Raw genomic sequence first — 18,990 nt, 5'->3', positions numbered from 1 at the left:
TCAGATTTGGAAAGGAAAACAAGAGATTAAGTAAGCTATGATTCCTTTCATCGCGAACACTAAGCCATGTTCCAGTGAACAAAACCATGATTGAGCGCAAAGCCCTTCGCCTTGCTAAATAATCAATAGCGAATATTTAGGTACCGCTCAAATTAACGTCAACAAGCGTAAAAGTAGTTACGCAGGCTTGCTCTCCAAATAGTGCTCCTTCCTTTATCTTTCTCCCCTCTCTCTCATCTCTCTCTCATATCTCCCTCTTCACTCTTATAGTTATTATTACGAATTATTATCATTTACATTCGTATTACATGATCGTACTATTCTGCCGCTAATACAGCACATGCTGTTAACACCATCGTTGGCAAGGCGCTTACCCCGCCTGTCAAACCATCACTCTGACGTATAGATGAAAACCGACATGAAGCAGTCTCTGTTAATCATCCCTTTAGCCCTTAGCACCAGCTCCCTTAGCTGGGCTGACACCCCTAACGACACAGACGATATCGAAAGGATCGAAGTAAAAGGCAGTTATATTCAAGGCTACAACGCCCACTCAGCGAGCGGTGCTTCGAAGTTAGAACTGCCTATCATTGAGATCCCACAATCCGTCTCAGTTATCACCAATCAGCAGCTGCAAGATTTCCAGCTAACAGATATCAACGCTGCACTGGATACCGCCACGGGTATCAATGTCGAACGTATTGAAACCGATCGCACCTACTACACCGCCCGTGGTTTTGACGTTACCAACTTCCAGATTGACGGTATCGGCCTGCCATTGGCGTCAGGAAACAATCACGCCGGAGAAGACACGGCCATCTATGACCGATTAGAGGTGATCCGAGGTGCCAACGGCCTGATGACAGGTGTGGGCAACCCATCAGCAACCATCAACTTCATCCGTAAACGCCCCACCGCTGACGATCAGTTAGTAGTCAATGGCACCTACGGTAGTTGGAACAGTGGTCGCGTCGAGGTTGATGGCAGCAAGCGTTTCAGTGACCGCTTTGCCGCCCGCGCGGTGCTGGTCAGTGAGGACAAAGAATCCTATCTCGACCGTTACGAAACCGACAAACAGGTGGCCTATATTTTTCTCGAAGGCCATCTGACCGATGACACCACGGTGTCGCTCAGTCACAGCTATAGCAACAACAATGCTGATGGTAACCTGTGGGGCGCATTGCCACTGTATTACACCGACGGTAGTGCCACCGACTACGGACGCTCCACCAGCACCTCAGCGGATTGGTCCAATTGGAACGTGATACGCAACAACACCGTGGTAGAACTTGACCACCAGCTTAACGACAATTGGCAGATACGCTCGACCTACTCGTACCGCAAGACCGACGAAGACAGCGAACTTTTCTACGTGTTTGGTACACCCGACCGAGATACTGAATTAGGATTAACAGGCTACGCCAGCGGGTACCATCATGATGACGAACACAATCTGTTCGACCTCTATCTCAGCGGTGATTTCGAGCTGTTTGGTCGTGATCATCAACTGGTAGCTGGCGTTAACTACGCCAAGCTGGATTACACCGATAAATCCCTTTACGACTACACCACTGGCGCAGGCTTCCCAGCGATGCCTGATCTGAATGAGTGGGATGGCAACACGCCGAAACCGGTCTTTGCTGACGGTGAAACCGGTGGCGATGTCACGCAGGAACAAAAAGCCGCTTACGTGACCGGACGCTTTAATCTGTTCGATGGCTTCCATGCCATTGTCGGCGGCCGCTACAACAATTGGGATGTCGATGGTGAATCTTACGATGTGGTGCGTGACACCGGCGATACTGAGTTTATTCCCTATCTAGGCGTAGTGTACCGGGTACTTCCTCACGTCGTCGCGTATGCCAGCTATACCGAAACGTTTCAATCACAGACAGAGCTGGATATTGACGATAAAACCCTGGATCCAGTGACTGGCGAAAGCAGTGAAATAGGTCTGAAGAGTGAGTGGTTTGATGGCCGCCTGCTTGCCAGTGTCGCCTACTTTGATATTCAGCAGAAGAACCTGGCGATCCTCGATCCCAGCACCGAAAACCTGCCACCAGACCAACAGCGCTATATCGGTGCTGATGGTATCAGCAGTAACGGTTTTGAACTGGACGTCGCCGGTGAGATCTATGAGGGCTTGAATGTCAGCATTGGCTATACCGACTTTGATATCGACGGAGATGAGCAAGTAGCGGCCTATACCCCAAGCCGAATGTTCAAATTCACCGCGGTATATGAAGTGCCGTTTGTTGAAGGGCTAAGCACAGGTATGAACATGCGCTGGCAAGACGATATATCGCGAAGTCAGGGCGTCGTGGGTGACGATTTTGCCAATGCGGGTGATGAGATTGTTACCGAGCAGGATGCTTATGCCATCGTTGACCTAATGGCACGCTACAACTTTAACGACGATGTCAGCCTGAGCGTAAACGCCTACAACGTCACTGATGAAAAGTACCTCACCAGTTTGTACTGGGCGCAGGGCTATTACGGTGCACCGGCGAACTACAGCGCCACGCTGAGCTGGGCATTTTAACGCCCATAGCTCAGACAACAGACCCGTCATGTGCGCGCTTAGACACACAGGCACCGAAAGCAATTGTGCTTCTCGGTGCCTTTTAAGTTGTCGTTGGCCGCACTCACAATGCGAAGAAAGAAGAGTTCAGCATGAGAAAGACCCTGTTTAAATGGCACTCCTATGGGGCACTGATCGCCATGTTACCGCTGCTTATTATTTCGATCACCGGCAGCATACTGGTATTTAAAGTTGAGATAGATTCCCTCCTGCGCCCCCAGCACATGCAGGTGGATGCGACAGCGGAAACGCCGCGCGTCAGTCTGGACAGCCTGATGCACACCATGTTGGCGGCCAACCCCGAATTCGAACTGGGCGGCTGGGAGATATTTGATGACAAGCAACGCTCTGATGCCGGTTACTTGATCCGCCGTGGCACCGAGGAGTGGGCCAAGGTCTATATCAACCAATACAGTGGGGCACTGCTTTCAGCACCACAACCGATGGACCACTACCTAACCGACTGGCTATTGGAGCTGCACTACAGCTTTTTACTGCACGTAAAAGGTGCCAGCGTAGGGTTTGTGGTTGCGCTGATCATGCTGTTTCTCGGCATCAGTGGCGTTATTCTTTACCGCCGCTTTTGGGCCAAACTATTCACCCTCCGAACCACCGCAGCCAAGCGGATCCTGTTCAGTGATCTGCATAAATTTATTGGCATCTTAAGTTCGCCCATATTGATCGTCATCGCCTTTACCGGTGGCTACTGGAACATCATGGGGATCATCCATGAAGTGACCGAACACGGCGACGGCGACCATGTCTATATTCAGGCACCACTGCATAGCCCAGAGATCTCATTCGAGTCTTTGCGGTTACAAGCGGAAGTAGAAATTGATAGCTACAAAGCGGGTTACCTTGCCATGCCCCACGAACCAGATCGTGATATCACTTTTTACGGTGAAGTGAACAGCCATAACCCGCTGCACAGCGAATACGCCAGCACAGTCAGTTTCGATAAAGCCAGTGGCGCCTTGCTCAACAAGATAGATATTCGCGAGGCCAGTTTTCTGCGGGTATTCATCGACAGCTTTCGCAAGCTGCATTTTGGCTATTTTGGCGGCTTGTTCACCCGTATTCTTTGGTGTGTTTTGGGGTTAGCCCCCGTGATATTGGCTGGCACTGGCTTGTATTTGTACTGGCAACGCAGGCGCTATAGCAGCAAGTCGAAGCGGATAAGAGAACAAGTTAGAGAGAGCTTTGATACTGCAGGCTAGTGATAACCGAGCCGCCCAAGGGCGGCTCTTTCAAACAAATAGCGCAATCAATGTGCTGATAGAAAATCTCCTGATATAAGGTGCGCAGATAGAAAGTGTTGCTCCCTCCTATATTGACGCGCTCGCTCAAGCCGCTCTCGTTCTGGGCAACCCTCGCACGCCTTTCAGCAGCAAATCGCTTATATACCCCACTTCAGCAGCACCAAATACTGATTTCAATGAGATTGGGGATCGAAGACAGATCCCCTATTTTTTATTTATCACCTAACTCTTTCATTACTAATAAATTTAGCTTCTACACTTAGTAGCTGTGTCAGTCGACGTTAACTATTTATCACGGAGCAATATGCATGGATAACACGTCAGCCACCTGGACCACCCGCGCCTTGGATCGCATTGAGGTGGTGGGTAACAAGCTGCCCGATCCCGCGATTATCTTTCTGATCTGTCTGGCGATAGTCTGGATCGCATCGGCGATCTTTTCTCAGGTCAGCTTCGACGCCATCGACCCGCGTACTGGCGAAGCGATCGTGGTAAACAACCTACTGACGGGCGATTCGCTGGCTAGCTTCTTGAGTCGGATGGTGCCCATATTTACCGGCTTTGCGCCTTTAGGTGTGGTGCTGGTTGCCATGCTTGGGGTGGGCGTAGCGGAACATTCCGGGTTTATCAGTGCCGGATTAAAGCGGATGCTGGATTCCACACCCAGCAGCTTGCTGACACCGATGGTTGTTATGGTGGCCATCGTTAGTCACACCGCCACCGATGCGGGTTATGTGCTGGTGATCCCACTGGCCGGTGTGATCTTCTACGCCATGGGCCGACACCCATTAGCGGGTATTGCTGCTGCATTTGCCGGGGTCAGTGGCGGCTTCTGCGCCAACTTTATTCCGTCGGCCATCGACCCATTGCTGCAAAGTTTTACCCAAACCGCCGCACAAATTATCGACCCAGCAATTCAGGTTAACCCGCTGAATAACTGGTTCTTTAATTCAGCATCATCAGTGCTGATCATTGGTATCGCCTGGTATCTGACAGATAAGGTGATTGAACCCAGATTGAAAGATGTCGAAGTGGATGGTGACCCTAACGATATCCCTAAATTTGCAGAGCTTACGGCCGTACAAAGCCGTGCGCTGCGCTGGGCCAGCCTGACGATGCTGGCAGGGGTGATCATGCTTATTGCGATACTGGTGCCAGAGTCGAGCCCATTGCGGGATGCCAGCGGCAAGCTGACCTCCTTTAAAGCGCCGATAATGCAATCAATCGTACCGCTGATCTTTCTGCTATTCCTGTTACCTGGCGTGGTGTATGGCTATCTCTCAGGTACTTACCAAACCACCAAAGATATGATTAACAGCATGACCAAAGCGATGAATGGGATGAGTTATTACATCGTGATGGCATTCTTCTGTGCGCTATTTATTGATGCCTTTGGTAAATCGAATCTTGGCGCGTTGATGGCCATTGAGGGCGCAGAGGTACTCAAGGCGTTGTCGCTGCCAACCATGGTGACAGTGATTGGTATTGTCTTTCTTACTGGCTTTGTGAACCTATTTGTCGGCTCCAGCTCGGCAAAGTGGGCGCTACTTGGCCCCATCTTTGTACCCATGCTGATGCAGTTGGATATCTCTCCGGATCTGACCCAAATTGCATATCGTATTGGTGATTCTTCCACCAATATCATCACCCCACTGATGCCCTATTTTCCGCTGGTGGTGGTGTATTGCCAACGCTATGTAAAATCCACGGGGATAGGTACCGTGCTGTCTCTGATGCTGCCATTTAGTATCAGTATTCTCATTCTGTGGAGCATCTTTCTATTGATCTATTGGGGGCTGGGTATCCCGCTGGGTATTCAATCCAGCTACCTGTACACACCGGCCGGATAAGCGTCCAAAGACACAAATCTGAAGAAAGAAAATCGAGGGTGAATTCGGGGGCGTTTTTAACGAAATGAGCAAACCAACGGGCAGCTTATCATCCTGCCCGTTGGTTTTGGCATAGAGAAACTCTTACTGACGGTCTAAACAATAGCAAGGGTTAAATGTTTAGCGATTACTGGCAAGGCCACTTTTTACTGGCGGATAATGTCAGGCCGCTCACCGGCACTGGGTTCTCCATCTGCTCTGGGTGTTGATTTGCCCAAACCAGAAAATTATCTAATATCTGCTGACGCGTCACAGTGGCATCAGGGCAGGAAGCAGGATCACCTTTCTTACCGATAACCTGCGCATCTTGGGCCGAGCTGATATAACCGAGACAGTAAGCCTGCGACACACCATACCAAGGGTCATCAATCGACATATCACACAGGGTAAGCAGATCACCGATAGTTTTGGTGTCAAAACTGTCCTCGGCGTTAGCTGCGCTAAAACAACCCGCAGACAAACAAAACATCAACAATACTAGGCGGCATTTCATCATCAAAAATCTCCCAAAATTAACTCTTATTAACCATAGCCGTTTTTTAGAAATAGAAGCTAAGGTGCAGAAAAATAAATCTTATTTTGAATCGTCGTTATAGATGCGCTCGGGGAAAAAGCAACTTAACAGCTTGGTCAATGTCAATCATGAGGCTGTGCCCTTTTCGACAGGAACGCAGTCAACACCAGGCCGAAGCCAAGCCCCACTATGATAGAGCCTACAAACGCCAAAACAGAAGTCTGAATATAAAAGAAACCCACGCCAGTGCCGATCAACACGCCGCCGCCTATCGCCCAACTACTTTTGTCTTTATCGTGAGTCATCACTCACCTCCCGCCACCTGATTAAAGCCATCGACAATTCAAGCTTAGACGGCTTAACGCATAACGGCGTTCAGCGCGAAAGATTAACGGCATAAACGGCCCTGCAGCGCAGAATCAGCAAGGGGCTTAAGACATAAAAAAAGCCCCGTCATAAACGGGGCTTTGCACTTAATCGTTAAAAACAAGCTACGCACTTATTGTCTAGACGGCTAATCTAAAACGGATTAGATTGCTTATTATTTAACAAATTCAGATAGCAAAATATCACCACTTGCTACGTTAAAGTATGATTCCAATAAGCTATCTGTAACGAACACTTGACCGCCACTAACAAAATAAATCTCATCAGAGCTATTAATAGATATATCCTGAACACCTTCACTAGATATAAATATCGACCCTACTTTACTTCCTGTAGAGTCATACTTATTAATCCACCCTGAAGATGTAGAAGCGTATATGTATCCAAACTCATCAACAGAAATTTTAGCTCTAATCGGCAGTTCAACAATGCCTATTACCTCCATTGAAACAGGATCATACACATCAATCCCTTTTCTTTCATCTAGAGCATATAGCTTGTTATCCAACCCAACCGTCAGTGTATTATAATTATTACCTTTTACTCTAACAGCGCTACCATCAGAAGTATCAAACCTTATAACACCACTATCAACATCTTCTCCTACAATCATGTCGTTCGAGAATATATAATTCCCTGACACATCGACTGCGCCAAAGTACACATTATTTATTTGGTCCCATTTTTCAAAATTCATAAATGACCATAAATGCGTAGAGGTATCATAAATTGCTAACTCAGAGTCACTCTCGCCATTTAAAACTGCGATTCTTCCCCCCTCCAACACAGCCAAGTCTCTTGGAACGGTATCAACTATTAGGCTTTGAATTCTTTCTCGCCGAATTACATCACCTGAATCACTATAGAAGAGAAGATCAAAGTGACTCAATGCTCCATCCGATATAGCAACCCATGTTGCACCTGAATCAAGAATGTTTTCCAAAGGAGAAATAGAAATATTATCTAAACGAAGACCACAATCTTCAAGCGTCTCAATTTTCACCGTTCTTACACCTGATGACACGCTAAATGAGTATGAGCTCCAGTTATTACTTACATCGTATGCCCCAATTTCTTCACCATCAACTGAGATCGTAAATTGTCCAACATTCTCACAATTATTATAGGCATCGAATTGAACTCTATTACCACTAAATCGCAAGCTGAATTCCACACTTCCAGCGTTATTAGTGAAAATGCTATAGCTGCCGTCTGATGACGCTGTGTCATCTACTTGCCACGGTATTGCTATGGAATTAACCCGCCAACCATTTGGTAAGATCTGGTTTTCAAACGAATAATGTTGACTTGTTATTACAACTGGTAACGAAGTTAAATCATTTATATCGGTTCCAACAAGATACTCTTCCAAGTTCGAAAACGTATCTAAATCGGCATCGTATCCAGCATCAAATTTATTCAACGGGTTCAAACCATTTTGTATTTCAACATGGTCGGGGATCAGGTCATTGTCGTCATCTTCATCAACATTGTCGCCAATTAGGTCATGATCGTTATCGCGATACTCTTCAGGATCATGTGGAAAATCATCAAGATTATCGAAAACACCGTCGCCGTCAGTGTCTATATATTGCGGAAGGTTTATCAGTGTAGGATAGTCTTGCTGGGTTCCGAACGACCAAATGCTTTCACTCCAGTTAAGATACATTGGCGCAATTGAACAATCAGAATAAGCTTCAGGCTCTGTTGGGCAAGTCAATTCATCATTATTCAAGCCTGTCAGTCCTTCTCCAGTTGCTGCCTCATGCAAGCCAATAGAGAAACCACTACTTTCAGTACTCCAATATGAATCATTAATATCCGTGTCAGAAGCTGAATACGCAAAGCCTGCGCCATGTGCATTTTCATACAACGTGACCAAACCTAGGCTATACGTATTTTCAACGATTCCGCCGATCGCAGTCCCTATCAGTCCACCCACCGTTCGTCCGGTCACGCTCCCGGTAGAAAAAGCATTCATAATTACGCTACTGGAACTAGCACTTCCGACAAGCCCACCACCATCGTTTAATGCACGAGAAACCCTCATATGACTTGCCGATTCCGAAATTGTGCCGGAATTTGAGCCCACTAAACCTCCGACATCAAACTGACCAGAGATCGTGCCTATGCTTACTGAGCGCTCAATAAGACCAGAGTTTCTGCCAACTAACCCGCCGGCATAGTCCTGGGCAACCACATTTCCACTCACATAGATATTACTAATCAGGCCGCTATTCTTTCCAACCAAAAGCCCCACGAAATCAGAATTGATATTGACTGACGAGTTAGCACCAACAACGGCAAGGTTTCTGATCACAGAGTTAGGGCCTGCCGAACCAAACAAGCCTGAATAGTAATAAATACTATTGTTGTATGCGGGAATAACATTAATGGTTAGATTACGGATCTCATGGTTATTGCCTTCAAAAATAGCGTTGAACTCATAGGAACCATATCCCTCCTCACCGATAGGATCCCAACCTTCACCTGCATTAAAGGGGTCATCACTGATTCCGTTGCCATTTTCATCAAAATCAAGATTCGTTATCAACTCGTAACCAGCGCAACTAATAACGGCTAAACCGTCACCACACCCCACTGAAGAGCTAGCGCTTTTCGTCCCGAAGGCATCTCCATACAAGTTGTAACGTACTTTATCCAGATCCATCAGACTCGCGATTTCGATCAAGCCGTCACCGTCATCATCAACGTCTGCACTCAACCCAGAGTTTTGACAGTCGATGTCGCATGTATCTGGCGCACCATCACTATCGGTGTCCGAACGACCATCCAAAGATACGAGCGGAAAATAATCAACGCTATCTTCTACGCCATCGTTGTCATCATCACGGTCGGCATTGTCGCCAATAAGATCGCCGTCATGGTCGGCGCTCTCAGATTGATCAAGAGGAAATGCATCCTCGGTATCTGGTACGCCGTCATTATCATCATCCAGGTCAGTGTTATTCCCTACACCGTCACCATCGAAATCTTGAGATTCTGTGCTGTCCAGCGGAAACTGATCTAGAGCGTCTGAAACACCATCGTTGTCGTCGTCGCTGTCTGCGTTGTTACCTATGCCATCTGCATCTGTATCGATCTGTTCATCAGCATCTAGCGGGAAAGCATCTGTTATATCTGCGACGCCGTCATTATCATCGTCACTATCGGCATTATTACCTATACCATCGCCATCAGTATCAAGCTGTTCATTGGCATCTAGCGGGAAAGCATCTGTTATATCTGCGACGCCGTCATTATCATCGTCACTATCGGCATTATTACCTATACCATCGCCATCAGTATCAAGCTGTTCATTAGCATTTAGCGGGAAAGCATCTGATATATCCGCGACGCCATCATTATCATCGTCGCTATCACTGTTGTTACCGACACCATCGCCATCCGTATCTAACGTTTCCGTAGGATTAACTGGGAATGCGTCTGCGATATCGTCAACACCATCATTATCGTCATCTAAGTCAGCCGCCATACCAAGCGCAACGCAAGCTTCGTTACAGTCATTGGGAATACCATCAAGATCAGAGTCAGTTAAACCACCTAATGAGATTAACGGATAAAAATCAGTGATATCAGGAATTCCATCGCCATCGTCGTCATCATCACTATTATTACCGACACCATCGCCATCCGTATCTAACGTTTCATTCGGATCATTTGGGAATAGGTCTTCAGCGTCATTGACACCATCACCGTCGCTGTCGATTTGCGAAGCAGAACAACCTTCATCATTGACACTTTCTCCCTCTGGAGTGTCTGGACAACGATCATAAGCGTCGTCGATATTGTCGCTGTCTTCATCTCGTGCTGTAATTCCTATCAGCTGGATATTATCGATGCTGATATCACCTCGGAAACCACCAACAGCCAATGCCTTAAAGCGAATACCTGTCACATCGGTATAAGCACTCAAGTCAACCTTTACCGAAGTGTATTCAGCAGCCAATGACAGGTGCTGCTGACCAGAAACCTGCCAAACATCCTCCACCAACATACCCTGAGAGAATATATCGACAGAAAGGGTACCAATGTCTGTCCCAAACATATGGTAATCGAAATTTAACTCGACACTATTTGCAGGCTCAATCGTCGGGCTTAGAAGGATGGAAGTATTTCCTGCGTCATTTGCAAAATTTGCGGACGTTTCGAAATATAGGTAATAAGCCTCATTATTCGTTCCAGAATCAGGGCCTGTATCAGGAGAAGGAGTCTCTCCCATATGACGAAGCCATTGATTAGAAGCATTAATGACGTCATTCTCCCACCCGCCCCAGCCAGATTCGAAGTCTGCGGCAAGTAACGGCGCTCTTACATCAGTTTCTGCGACCATAACATCCAAAAAAGTAGTCGCAGTCAGTTCACCATCAGAGACTTCTATTTCAAAACGGTTGGCACCAATGTCCGTAGCCAGAGGTATTCCAGTAAGTTGCCCATCAATTCCAACTTCTAACCATTGAGGTCCTGACAACTTAGAGAAAGTGAGACTATCACCGTTTTCATCGTGTGCATCCCCCGCAATACTTGCACTATATGAAGCATCAATAACTGCCAAGGGTTTTACTAAAGGGCTACTTTCAAAAACTGGAGCAACCGGGTCCATTGAGCCTAACCAGACTTCAATGTTGTCAATGGCGACATCCCCTCTAAATCCGCCCGCTGCGGTATAGACAAAGCGTAGCGACTCAGTATAAGCATTACGCTCAACCTCGCCTGTTAGATAAGCAGCATCATTTGAGGAGTGCTTTTGTCCACTGGCATTCCATATTTGAGTCCAAACGCCCTCACTTAAAGCTTCAAGCGATAGATTGCCAATACTTGAACCATACATATGGTAGTCAAACACCACGGTAACCGAAGCGGCATTGACTTCAGGCCCCATTAAAATGGCTGTTTCACTTGCGTGATAAGCGCCGCCCGAAGATGTTTCGACGTACATGTACCACTTACTGTCAGCACCAGAAGAGGGGCCGGTTCCAGAAGAAGGAGTACCCGAGGCATCTCGACTCCATTCATCCGTATCTGCGCCAGCAGTATTAGACCAGTGACCTAAACCTGACTCAAATCCATCGGAATAACTAAGTGTCTTACCTTCAGTCGTTGCATATGAGGTACTAGACACAAAGGTAGAGATGATTAAAAAGAACGCAGAACAAATCCGCGAAGAGGTGAGAATACACATAAACATCCTTGTAATATCGAACATCAACAACTCAACATTGATAACTTACTATTATTTATCAATATGATACATAGCATATATTGCAACTAATTAAGCTGAGACGCAATTACAAATATTCATAAAAACCGTGAAGACTGTCGAACTATTGAGCAATCGGGTACCGTTTAACATTGCAGCTTTAGTGAACGGCATAAACCACCCAGCAGAGCAGAACCCGCAGAGAGCTTTAGACATAAAAAAAGCCCGGTCATAGACGGGGCTTCTCATCGCATAAAAACGCTTAACTAAGTAGCTTTCTTCTTTCTAAAAAATGCCAAGCCAGCCAGACTTAAGCCAAGCATCGCCAGTGGCGCTGGCGCAGCAACATCGCTAATCCGGAACGCTTAGTTAGTAACATCTGCACCAAAGTCGCTATCGTAAGTAGAAACGGTATCGCAGTCAGGAGCAACAATGTAAGCCTCCTTGATAGACGCGACACGTTAAAAGCTGGCCACTTCACGAATATTCAAGCCGTAGTGCTGACAATGGGGATCAGTTCCCGAATATAGTTCACCGCTTGGTCCACATTGTCTTGGTTGTAGCCTTCAGTTTGCAGCTTCTCAATGAGTTCGTTCAATTCGAGTTGCTCGGTACTGCCCTGCTCTTGATCCTCGCTCAAACTTTGCAACAGACTTTCAAATAGTGGTGCGGTATCTGCCGCCGCACGAGGGCCAGGAGGACCGCCAGCGGTTTCACCAGGCATGCCTGTTGGCATCCCCTCCATACGATCTTTCATGCTTTCCAGCAACGCATCGCGCTCCGCTACCGATACTTGCCCATCTTCGTCCGTGTCCATTTCAGTGAAATGCTGTGCCAATTTTTCAGCATTAAATTCGGCCCCTTGTGCAGCCAACGCAGCACTCATCTCCTCCACGCTTACACTGTTGCTATTGTCTGTATCCGCCGTAGCAAAAGCCTCATCCATCTGCGCCTTAATTTCATCCCTTTGCGCTTTAACCTCATCCATCTGTGACTTCATCTGTATCGAGCTAAATGTACCCGTACCTGAAATATTCATTGCCAGTTCTCCGTGAATAGTAAAATTGGTGGCACCAATCACTAAGCAAATGCAATTCCAATCAGAGCAATATTTACACAGATTTACCTAACTTTACTTTCAACACCCATAACGATAAAAGCATCGGAAAATCCTGCCACAAACGTAAAAAATGAATTAATCAAATTCACCCATTTGAATAGCTAACCGACTGAAACGGCAACACTATTCCTTATGAGGCAATACTGTTCCGGCAATAAGAATGACCATCCATGGCACAAACAAAGAGCAAAAATAAAACCAACGAATGACAAAAGCGGGCTTCAGTGACCATGGTCACTGAAGCCCGCTTTATCGACTTAATTAAACTAATCTGCGTTACTAAATCAGCTCAGTTACTTACCACCGCCATGTCGTAACCAAATTCAGCAGTGTCATCTTTAAACAGCAGCAAGGAGTAGTTTGTCGCCGCGGCAAATTCAAGTATGTCAGACTGATACAGGAGTAACATGGAGTCATCGTCGCGCTCCAGTACGACACTGATCTGATAAAAACCACTCGGCAACACCCCCGTTGTCAGCTCCTCAAAATCAAGATCCTGTGCGTCATAGTCAGTGCTCTCTAGGGTCTCCCCTTCAGGAACGAAATAGACATCCACATCATCTAAGTCGTAGCTGAGATTAGCCAAGGTGATATCACTATTGAAAGCGATCGCCCGTACCGACTCTTCAAAAGCGATAGATTGTGTCGCACCCGCTTCATCTTGATATACGGCGATCCCCTTAGTGGCATTTTGCGGCATGCTGATCAGCAGGTTGTTAAGGAGTACCTCTTCGGCCTCGTTCATGATTGACAAACTGTAATCACCGTAGGGTAATATTTCATACTCAGTGACTCCCTTGGCTGCGACGAGTTCTGAACGAACTTCATCATCACCACTCTTCAGGCTAGTAGAGACCGCATCAGGGCTAACATTAATTACCCGATACTGGGCGTTAGCGTAGTTGTCCTCATAATGGATCACCGTGCTTGAAAGCAGCACCTTATCGATGGCAATGCCTGTTTCAGTGGCACCGAACGAGTCTCTAACCACCAAAAAATAAGCGGTTTCACCCGTCAAGCTGACATTTTCCGCCGTAAAAAGTACTTCACTATTGCCGACTGAGGTCAGGTAGACGTCATACACATCAAGCCCATAATCCCCCACTAACACTGCTTCACCATAGGCTGTCGTTGATATCAAACTCGCTAGTTCAAAGCCCAGGCCTGACTCCCCCAGATAGATATCGTAGCCCGGCGAATCAGTCGAGTAATCGGCGACAAACAAACGCATGGTGTCATCGCCCAGATCGTCCAGATTGTACTCCACGCTGTAGAGTTCAAGCTGGCTATAGTCCCCCGCAGAAATAAACAGATGGCGCTGCTCTCCAGACAGAGAAACCTCACCGTCATAGATCTCGTCGTCAACACCGTTGGAATTCACTCCAGAGATAACTAACGAGTAAGTCCCACTATTCACAGTACTTGGGCTGGTAGCATCAGAAAAAGAGATATCACTGAGCGTATATGAATCATCAAACTCATACGTTAGAGGACTACTGTTAGAAGAGACATTGTAGACCTGCATCGTCGTCGCGCCGCTACTGTCATCGTCACTGTCATCACATGCAAAGAGAAATAGTCCACTAAGTAAAACGACTGTTAACTTCATTGGCTGGGTTATGAACATGCTGAGTATCTTTTGTTAAAAAATCAGCAAGCAGTCTATCTAGACCAGCGTTAATGGCTGTCAAGGAAGGTTAAGATTGGTTAAGAACCCAATGCCTCAGTGCCGCCGTGAAATATTACACGAATACAGCACTAGCAACACCAAGCCCAAATGCCGCAACGACAAACCCATAGACGTAAGGAGTAGAGCTTAATCGCGGCAACAAGGAAACTGACACCTGCGCCCCCGGGGAGAGCAGCGACAAGTTAGTGACTTGCATGTTTTCGTGCACTTCACCATGTTGACGCCAGTGGGTTTAAATCCCAGCTCGGCATATAGATTGACAGCTGGCTTGTTTTCGTAGGCTACCAATAGTTAAATTTAATCAACACCTTCAGATCTCAGCGTTTGTTCAAGTTTGGCAAAAATCTTCCGGCCATAGCCTTTTCCGCTAAACTGCTCGATAACTTGAAAATCGTATATAACCGCTGAGCTTTCACCGGAGTTGAACCCATACCACAGGTATTCGATTACACCTGCACCATTGTGTTCAATACACCACATGGGATAACCAAGCCAAAGACCACTCAGGCCGAAGCCAAGCCGCTCGGTATTCAAGATACAAAAAAGCCCCGTCAAAAGACGAGGCTCATCGCTAAATGTTCTTTAAAACACTAAGCAGCTTTCTTCTTTCTGAAAAATGCCAATCCAGCCAGACCTAAGCCAAGCATCGCCAGTGGCGCTGGCGCAGGAACATCACTGATCCGGAACGCATAGTTAGTACCACCAACACCGAAGTCACGAACATAAGCAGAGACGGTATCGAGGTCACGATCGAAAATGTAAACGTCCTGATAGCGAGTAATACCTTCTACACCACGGAAGTAGTCTTCAGCAAAAACCTCGAAGCCGATACCAATAATCGCGTAGTGAGCCATGTTATTGATGTTCGCGACCTGATCGTCAATTGTCGAGATCATATAAGTGCCAGCACCAAACAGCTCCTCAGCTGCACCAACACCTGAATATGCAAGCGGGTTAGAGCTCCAGTTCGGGCCGTCACCAACCTGCCATGAGCCTACATATTCAATTAAAGCGGCTTGCGCTGCACTGGCACTGACCAGAAGAGACAACCCCATGATGATTTTAAAAAACTGCTTTTTCATTATTACTGCCCTACTACAATAAGAGTTTGCTGAAATAAGCAGGAAATGCGCCAGACCGCTAACCAATTGTTATTTATCGATATTTTTTAAAAGCCCTCATTTTTTTTAACAAATATGTAAACTTTAGTGACAATTTCCACAACGCTCTGGGCACTCACTCCTTCCGGCGTTGCCACCGTTTTTGACTTTAGGGTCTACTGAATCAGCTCAACTACAGAATCAGAAAACTTTGTTAGACCTCACTTTTCAAAGGAGTCCAGGTCGATTTCGTACTTGGCGAGAACCTCCTGCATTTGAAGTTTCTTTTGCCCTGCTGCAACAGCCATAACCTTCGCCGTAACATCGGAAACTTCACCTTTTGTTATGCCCGCTTGCTTTGCCTGCTTTAAGTAATAATTTGTACACGGCAAGCAATTCATCGCCATGGCGGCAGCAAGCCCCACTAAAAGCTCTGTTTTGGAATCCAGATGCGCATTTTCGTGAGTGGAGTGATAAAAATTTTCGTAATGCTTTTGATGCTTTCCTAACATGAGATCCTCTGTGAATTATAACGCTGGGGCGCTCTGCTTTTGTTTGTTAGGCACCTTTTTCACAACAAATTGTATGAGATTAGAACCTTTTCGAAAGAAGCTGCTCGTTTTACGTCTTCTAACGTGACTTCATACCAGCTAACTGAGTTGAAATTGAATTCAAGTGAAGGCTCACACGTGCCAATTTTTACGTATGTTTTATATCCGAAACAGGTGACGATGTTTTCATACTCAATCCAGCATGTTTCTGAGCCAACAGCTAACGGTGGAGGACACCATACCTGTGGTTTTTCGCTATGGATTTTATAGCGAACACCAATAACATCTAAGGCCTTTAATAGCTCCTCTCCATTAGCAAATTTGATTTCACCCAAAAGCTCAAAGCCATCGTTGTAGTGACCACCTCTAGGGTATTTCAACCTGAAGAGTCGGCACACCCTAAGTTCATTTCTGAATTCTTCGCTTTGATAAAAATCGAATGTTGATGACATTGATATACTTCCATGTTGTCTAATACATATTACTCGGATGCAGCCGCCAAATATCGGGCCGGAATGTAAGCGCTAAGCGCTGGAGTATAGGATCCGGCTACGCAGCAGCACCATGATTTGTTTGTTAGCAGCTAGTCCCACCAGTTGAACAATGCCTCGCCCAACGATTGAGGCTTCCAGTACTTAACATCGTTATGGCTTAAATAGGGCCTCGTTACAAATGGACCATTAAGCACTTTGCTCGAAATGAGATCGATACCGTGGCGATACTTAAGCTCTCGTGCGACGTCTGCGCTATCGATGAAGTCGAGTTCGCATACCGACGGTTCAAACCCTGAGACAACGGCCCAATCTGAATTTATGGAAGCGAGAACAGCAAACTCCTTTTCCCTTTGTTCCATTAAAGCAGCAAAAAAGTTCGGTGTAGCCAGTGGACCATGAAACTCAACAACAGTGAAACCAGCCCGTTGGGCTAGGTCGTAAATTACTTTTTTGAAGTGCTGCATATCCATATAAAAGGCCACCTAACGCCCAGCATAATGGGTGGAAAATTTATGCGGAGGTTTTCGTTTAAACTTGAGTCTTCAAAACAAAACCGCCGCGCTGTGGCTTTTGTCCCCGAGGAGCAAAGCGACGAGTTAGTGAGCTGCATTGTTAGCTGCTTACACATGCCGAGCGATTTACTGCAACGTTTGCCAGAATGCCACCGTTCTTACCTTTATAGGTGGCTAATACGTTAATGCCTTGTTCATAAAAAACGCGCATTTGTGGAGCCGTGCAGTATGAGCTTACAAAGTGCTCTTCCACTACTGTTTGGTAGTGAGCCGTATCTATTTCTTCCGCCGCGTAATCAACGAGGGTGTAGATGAATTGAAAGCCATCGGGTCTAACTGCAACCTGATCAAAACTCATGTTCTCGCCGACCATTTTCGGAAGCTTAGCGTTCATCTGATCAGCGATCCATTGTAGGTCAGCTTGCGAGCTAGCTGATGACGCTTTTTGGTCGGCGTAGTTCATTAAAACAGGTGTACCAACAGCGAGCGCAGCTGAGATTGTGATAACTATCAGGATGATTCTTACTACAAGGGGCATAAATTGTTTTCGTTTTTCATTTGGCAGCTAACGCCGCAAGCAAGGGCAAAGGCCAGCGGCTTGCCGCGCAGTGGCCTTTTTCCCCGAGGAGCGTAGCGACGAGTTAGTGACTTGCATTGTTATGTTTCGTTTTCTTCGTTGAATGCTGGATTGAACAGCTTTTGCCCTTTTAAGGACTCAAATAAAGAAAACTTGATCGGGCCACTCTCTTCAATGCATCGAATAGCCTCTTTTAAGCAAGAAAACTCGCGGGTAAAACACTCTTTAAAGGCTTCTTGCGCCATATCACTCTCTTTGATTATTGAAAGGTGAGCTTTATATACAAAGCCGTATTTCTGTATAGCCGCTGAGCAATAGTATTCTTCGCCCTCAATTGAGTATTCGCCAGAATGTCCTCTTTGCTTCCCAGCCTCGATAGCTTCACTGATCTTTTTCATACTTAAGAAACATAACGCCCACAGCTGCGGCGACAAAGCCGTAGCTACGAAGGAGCGAAGGTTTTGACGTCCGACAGACTGTGCTTGTTAACTGCTTTACGCTCCAGACTCAAAACGCTCATTAAATTCAATGCCTTTATCCGACCTAACCGTAAGAGAAAAGATTGATTTTACTTCTAAAGCAGCACATAACTCCTTTTCCTCGCTGAAGTCAGAATCTGTTAGATTTAAGACAAACTGCTCATTACCCACAAAAATAGTCACAGAGTTAACAGTATTCTCCATCACAAAAAGAGTGGCGAAAAGAACCTTGGAATCATTCACTGTTGCACTTGCTTTGTAAATAGTGAATTCATATGGCGATGGTTTATCGTAATTAATAAATGGGATCAAATAGTCATCCGAATATTTGACCCTCTTTAATTCTCGCTGTACCTCTGCCCGATCGAAACCATCCTCAACCATTCGGTGCTCATCGTCAGGCTCATAGTACTCAGCCCAAACAGGATGCCTTTCGAATAGTTCTGGTGATAACCGCTCACAATGTACTAGTTCTAGTTTCATGCTTCTACAGACAGTTAACGCTTAAAACAGGGAGCAAGTTAGCGGCAAAGCCGCGCTGTTTAACTTGTCCCAATGATTTTTCTTGTTAGGTACTTAATGGTGCACCTCAAAAAGTACCACTGACTGTCCACTA

General features: G+C 46.3%; 16 protein-coding genes. 3 read left to right on the top strand and 13 right to left on the bottom strand.

Annotated features, from left to right (window positions below; genetic code table 11):
* Window positions 1-418 precede the first annotated feature (418 nt).
* The 3 genes from EXY25_RS15875 (at window position 419) to EXY25_RS15865 (ending at window position 5,690) form a co-directional block, all read left to right on the top strand.
* Complete coding sequence (locus EXY25_RS15875; protein ID WP_130567625.1) at window positions 419-2,542, top strand: TonB-dependent siderophore receptor; 2,124 nt, start codon at window positions 419-421, stop codon at window positions 2,540-2,542.
* A 131-nt stretch (window positions 2,543-2,673) separates the two neighbouring features.
* Window positions 2,674-3,798: a PepSY-associated TM helix domain-containing protein gene (locus EXY25_RS15870; protein ID WP_130567624.1), complete on the top strand. Its 1,125-nt coding sequence runs from the start codon at window positions 2,674-2,676 to the stop codon at window positions 3,796-3,798.
* A 350-nt stretch (window positions 3,799-4,148) separates the two neighbouring features.
* Window positions 4,149-5,690: an AbgT family transporter gene (locus EXY25_RS15865; protein WP_130567622.1), complete on the top strand. Its 1,542-nt coding sequence runs from the start codon at window positions 4,149-4,151 to the stop codon at window positions 5,688-5,690.
* A 166-nt stretch (window positions 5,691-5,856) separates the two neighbouring features.
* Here EXY25_RS15865 and EXY25_RS15860 read toward each other — a convergent pair whose 3' ends face one another.
* From EXY25_RS15860 to EXY25_RS15795, 13 genes are all read right to left on the bottom strand, one after another.
* Entirely contained in the window at window positions 5,857-6,225 is a 369-nt protein-coding gene (locus EXY25_RS15860; RefSeq protein WP_130567620.1) for a Rap1a/Tai family immunity protein, read from the bottom strand.
* A 140-nt stretch (window positions 6,226-6,365) separates the two neighbouring features.
* A complete protein-coding gene (locus tag EXY25_RS15855) occupies window positions 6,366-6,548 on the bottom strand; it encodes a hypothetical protein (protein ID WP_114338348.1) in 183 nt (60 codons plus the stop codon).
* Window positions 6,549-6,784: 236 nt separating this feature from the next.
* Window positions 6,785-11,857, bottom strand: coding sequence for a thrombospondin type 3 repeat-containing protein (locus EXY25_RS15850; protein ID WP_130567618.1), 5,073 nt, complete (start codon window positions 11,855-11,857; stop codon window positions 6,785-6,787).
* A 481-nt stretch (window positions 11,858-12,338) separates the two neighbouring features.
* On the bottom strand, window positions 12,339-12,890 hold the full coding sequence (locus EXY25_RS15840) for an EF-hand domain-containing protein (protein WP_130567616.1): 552 nt from the start codon (window positions 12,888-12,890) through the stop codon (window positions 12,339-12,341).
* Window positions 12,891-13,260: 370 nt separating this feature from the next.
* Complete coding sequence (locus EXY25_RS15835; RefSeq protein WP_130567614.1) at window positions 13,261-14,598, bottom strand: DUF4397 domain-containing protein; 1,338 nt, start codon at window positions 14,596-14,598, stop codon at window positions 13,261-13,263.
* A gap of 360 nt (window positions 14,599-14,958) precedes the next feature.
* Window positions 14,959-15,141 (bottom strand): GNAT family N-acetyltransferase, encoded by a 183-nt coding sequence (locus tag EXY25_RS15830; protein WP_130567612.1) that lies wholly within the window; start codon window positions 15,139-15,141, stop codon window positions 14,959-14,961.
* 110 nt (window positions 15,142-15,251) lie between these two features.
* Entirely contained in the window at window positions 15,252-15,743 is a 492-nt protein-coding gene (locus EXY25_RS15825) for a PEP-CTERM sorting domain-containing protein (RefSeq protein WP_130567610.1), read from the bottom strand.
* 239 nt (window positions 15,744-15,982) lie between these two features.
* Complete coding sequence (locus EXY25_RS15820; RefSeq protein WP_114338345.1) at window positions 15,983-16,273, bottom strand: carboxymuconolactone decarboxylase family protein; 291 nt, start codon at window positions 16,271-16,273, stop codon at window positions 15,983-15,985.
* 59 nt (window positions 16,274-16,332) lie between these two features.
* Window positions 16,333-16,764: a hypothetical protein gene (locus EXY25_RS15815; RefSeq protein ID WP_130567608.1), complete on the bottom strand. Its 432-nt coding sequence runs from the start codon at window positions 16,762-16,764 to the stop codon at window positions 16,333-16,335.
* Between the two features lie 131 nt (window positions 16,765-16,895).
* Complete coding sequence (locus EXY25_RS15810; protein ID WP_130567606.1) at window positions 16,896-17,276, bottom strand: hypothetical protein; 381 nt, start codon at window positions 17,274-17,276, stop codon at window positions 16,896-16,898.
* A 142-nt stretch (window positions 17,277-17,418) separates the two neighbouring features.
* Window positions 17,419-17,856 (bottom strand): hypothetical protein, encoded by a 438-nt coding sequence (locus tag EXY25_RS15805; protein WP_130567604.1) that lies wholly within the window; start codon window positions 17,854-17,856, stop codon window positions 17,419-17,421.
* Between the two features lie 119 nt (window positions 17,857-17,975).
* On the bottom strand, window positions 17,976-18,293 hold the full coding sequence (locus EXY25_RS15800; protein WP_130567602.1) for a hypothetical protein: 318 nt from the start codon (window positions 18,291-18,293) through the stop codon (window positions 17,976-17,978).
* A gap of 96 nt (window positions 18,294-18,389) precedes the next feature.
* Entirely contained in the window at window positions 18,390-18,857 is a 468-nt protein-coding gene (locus tag EXY25_RS15795) for a hypothetical protein (RefSeq protein ID WP_130567600.1), read from the bottom strand.
* Between the last annotated feature and the right edge of the window lie 133 nt (window positions 18,858-18,990).

The organism is Corallincola spongiicola, from assembly GCF_004284785.1.
In the GTDB taxonomy this organism is placed as follows: Bacteria; Pseudomonadota; Gammaproteobacteria; order Enterobacterales; family Neiellaceae; genus Corallincola; species Corallincola holothuriorum.
This window is presented reverse-complemented; position numbering and strand designations above follow the sequence as displayed.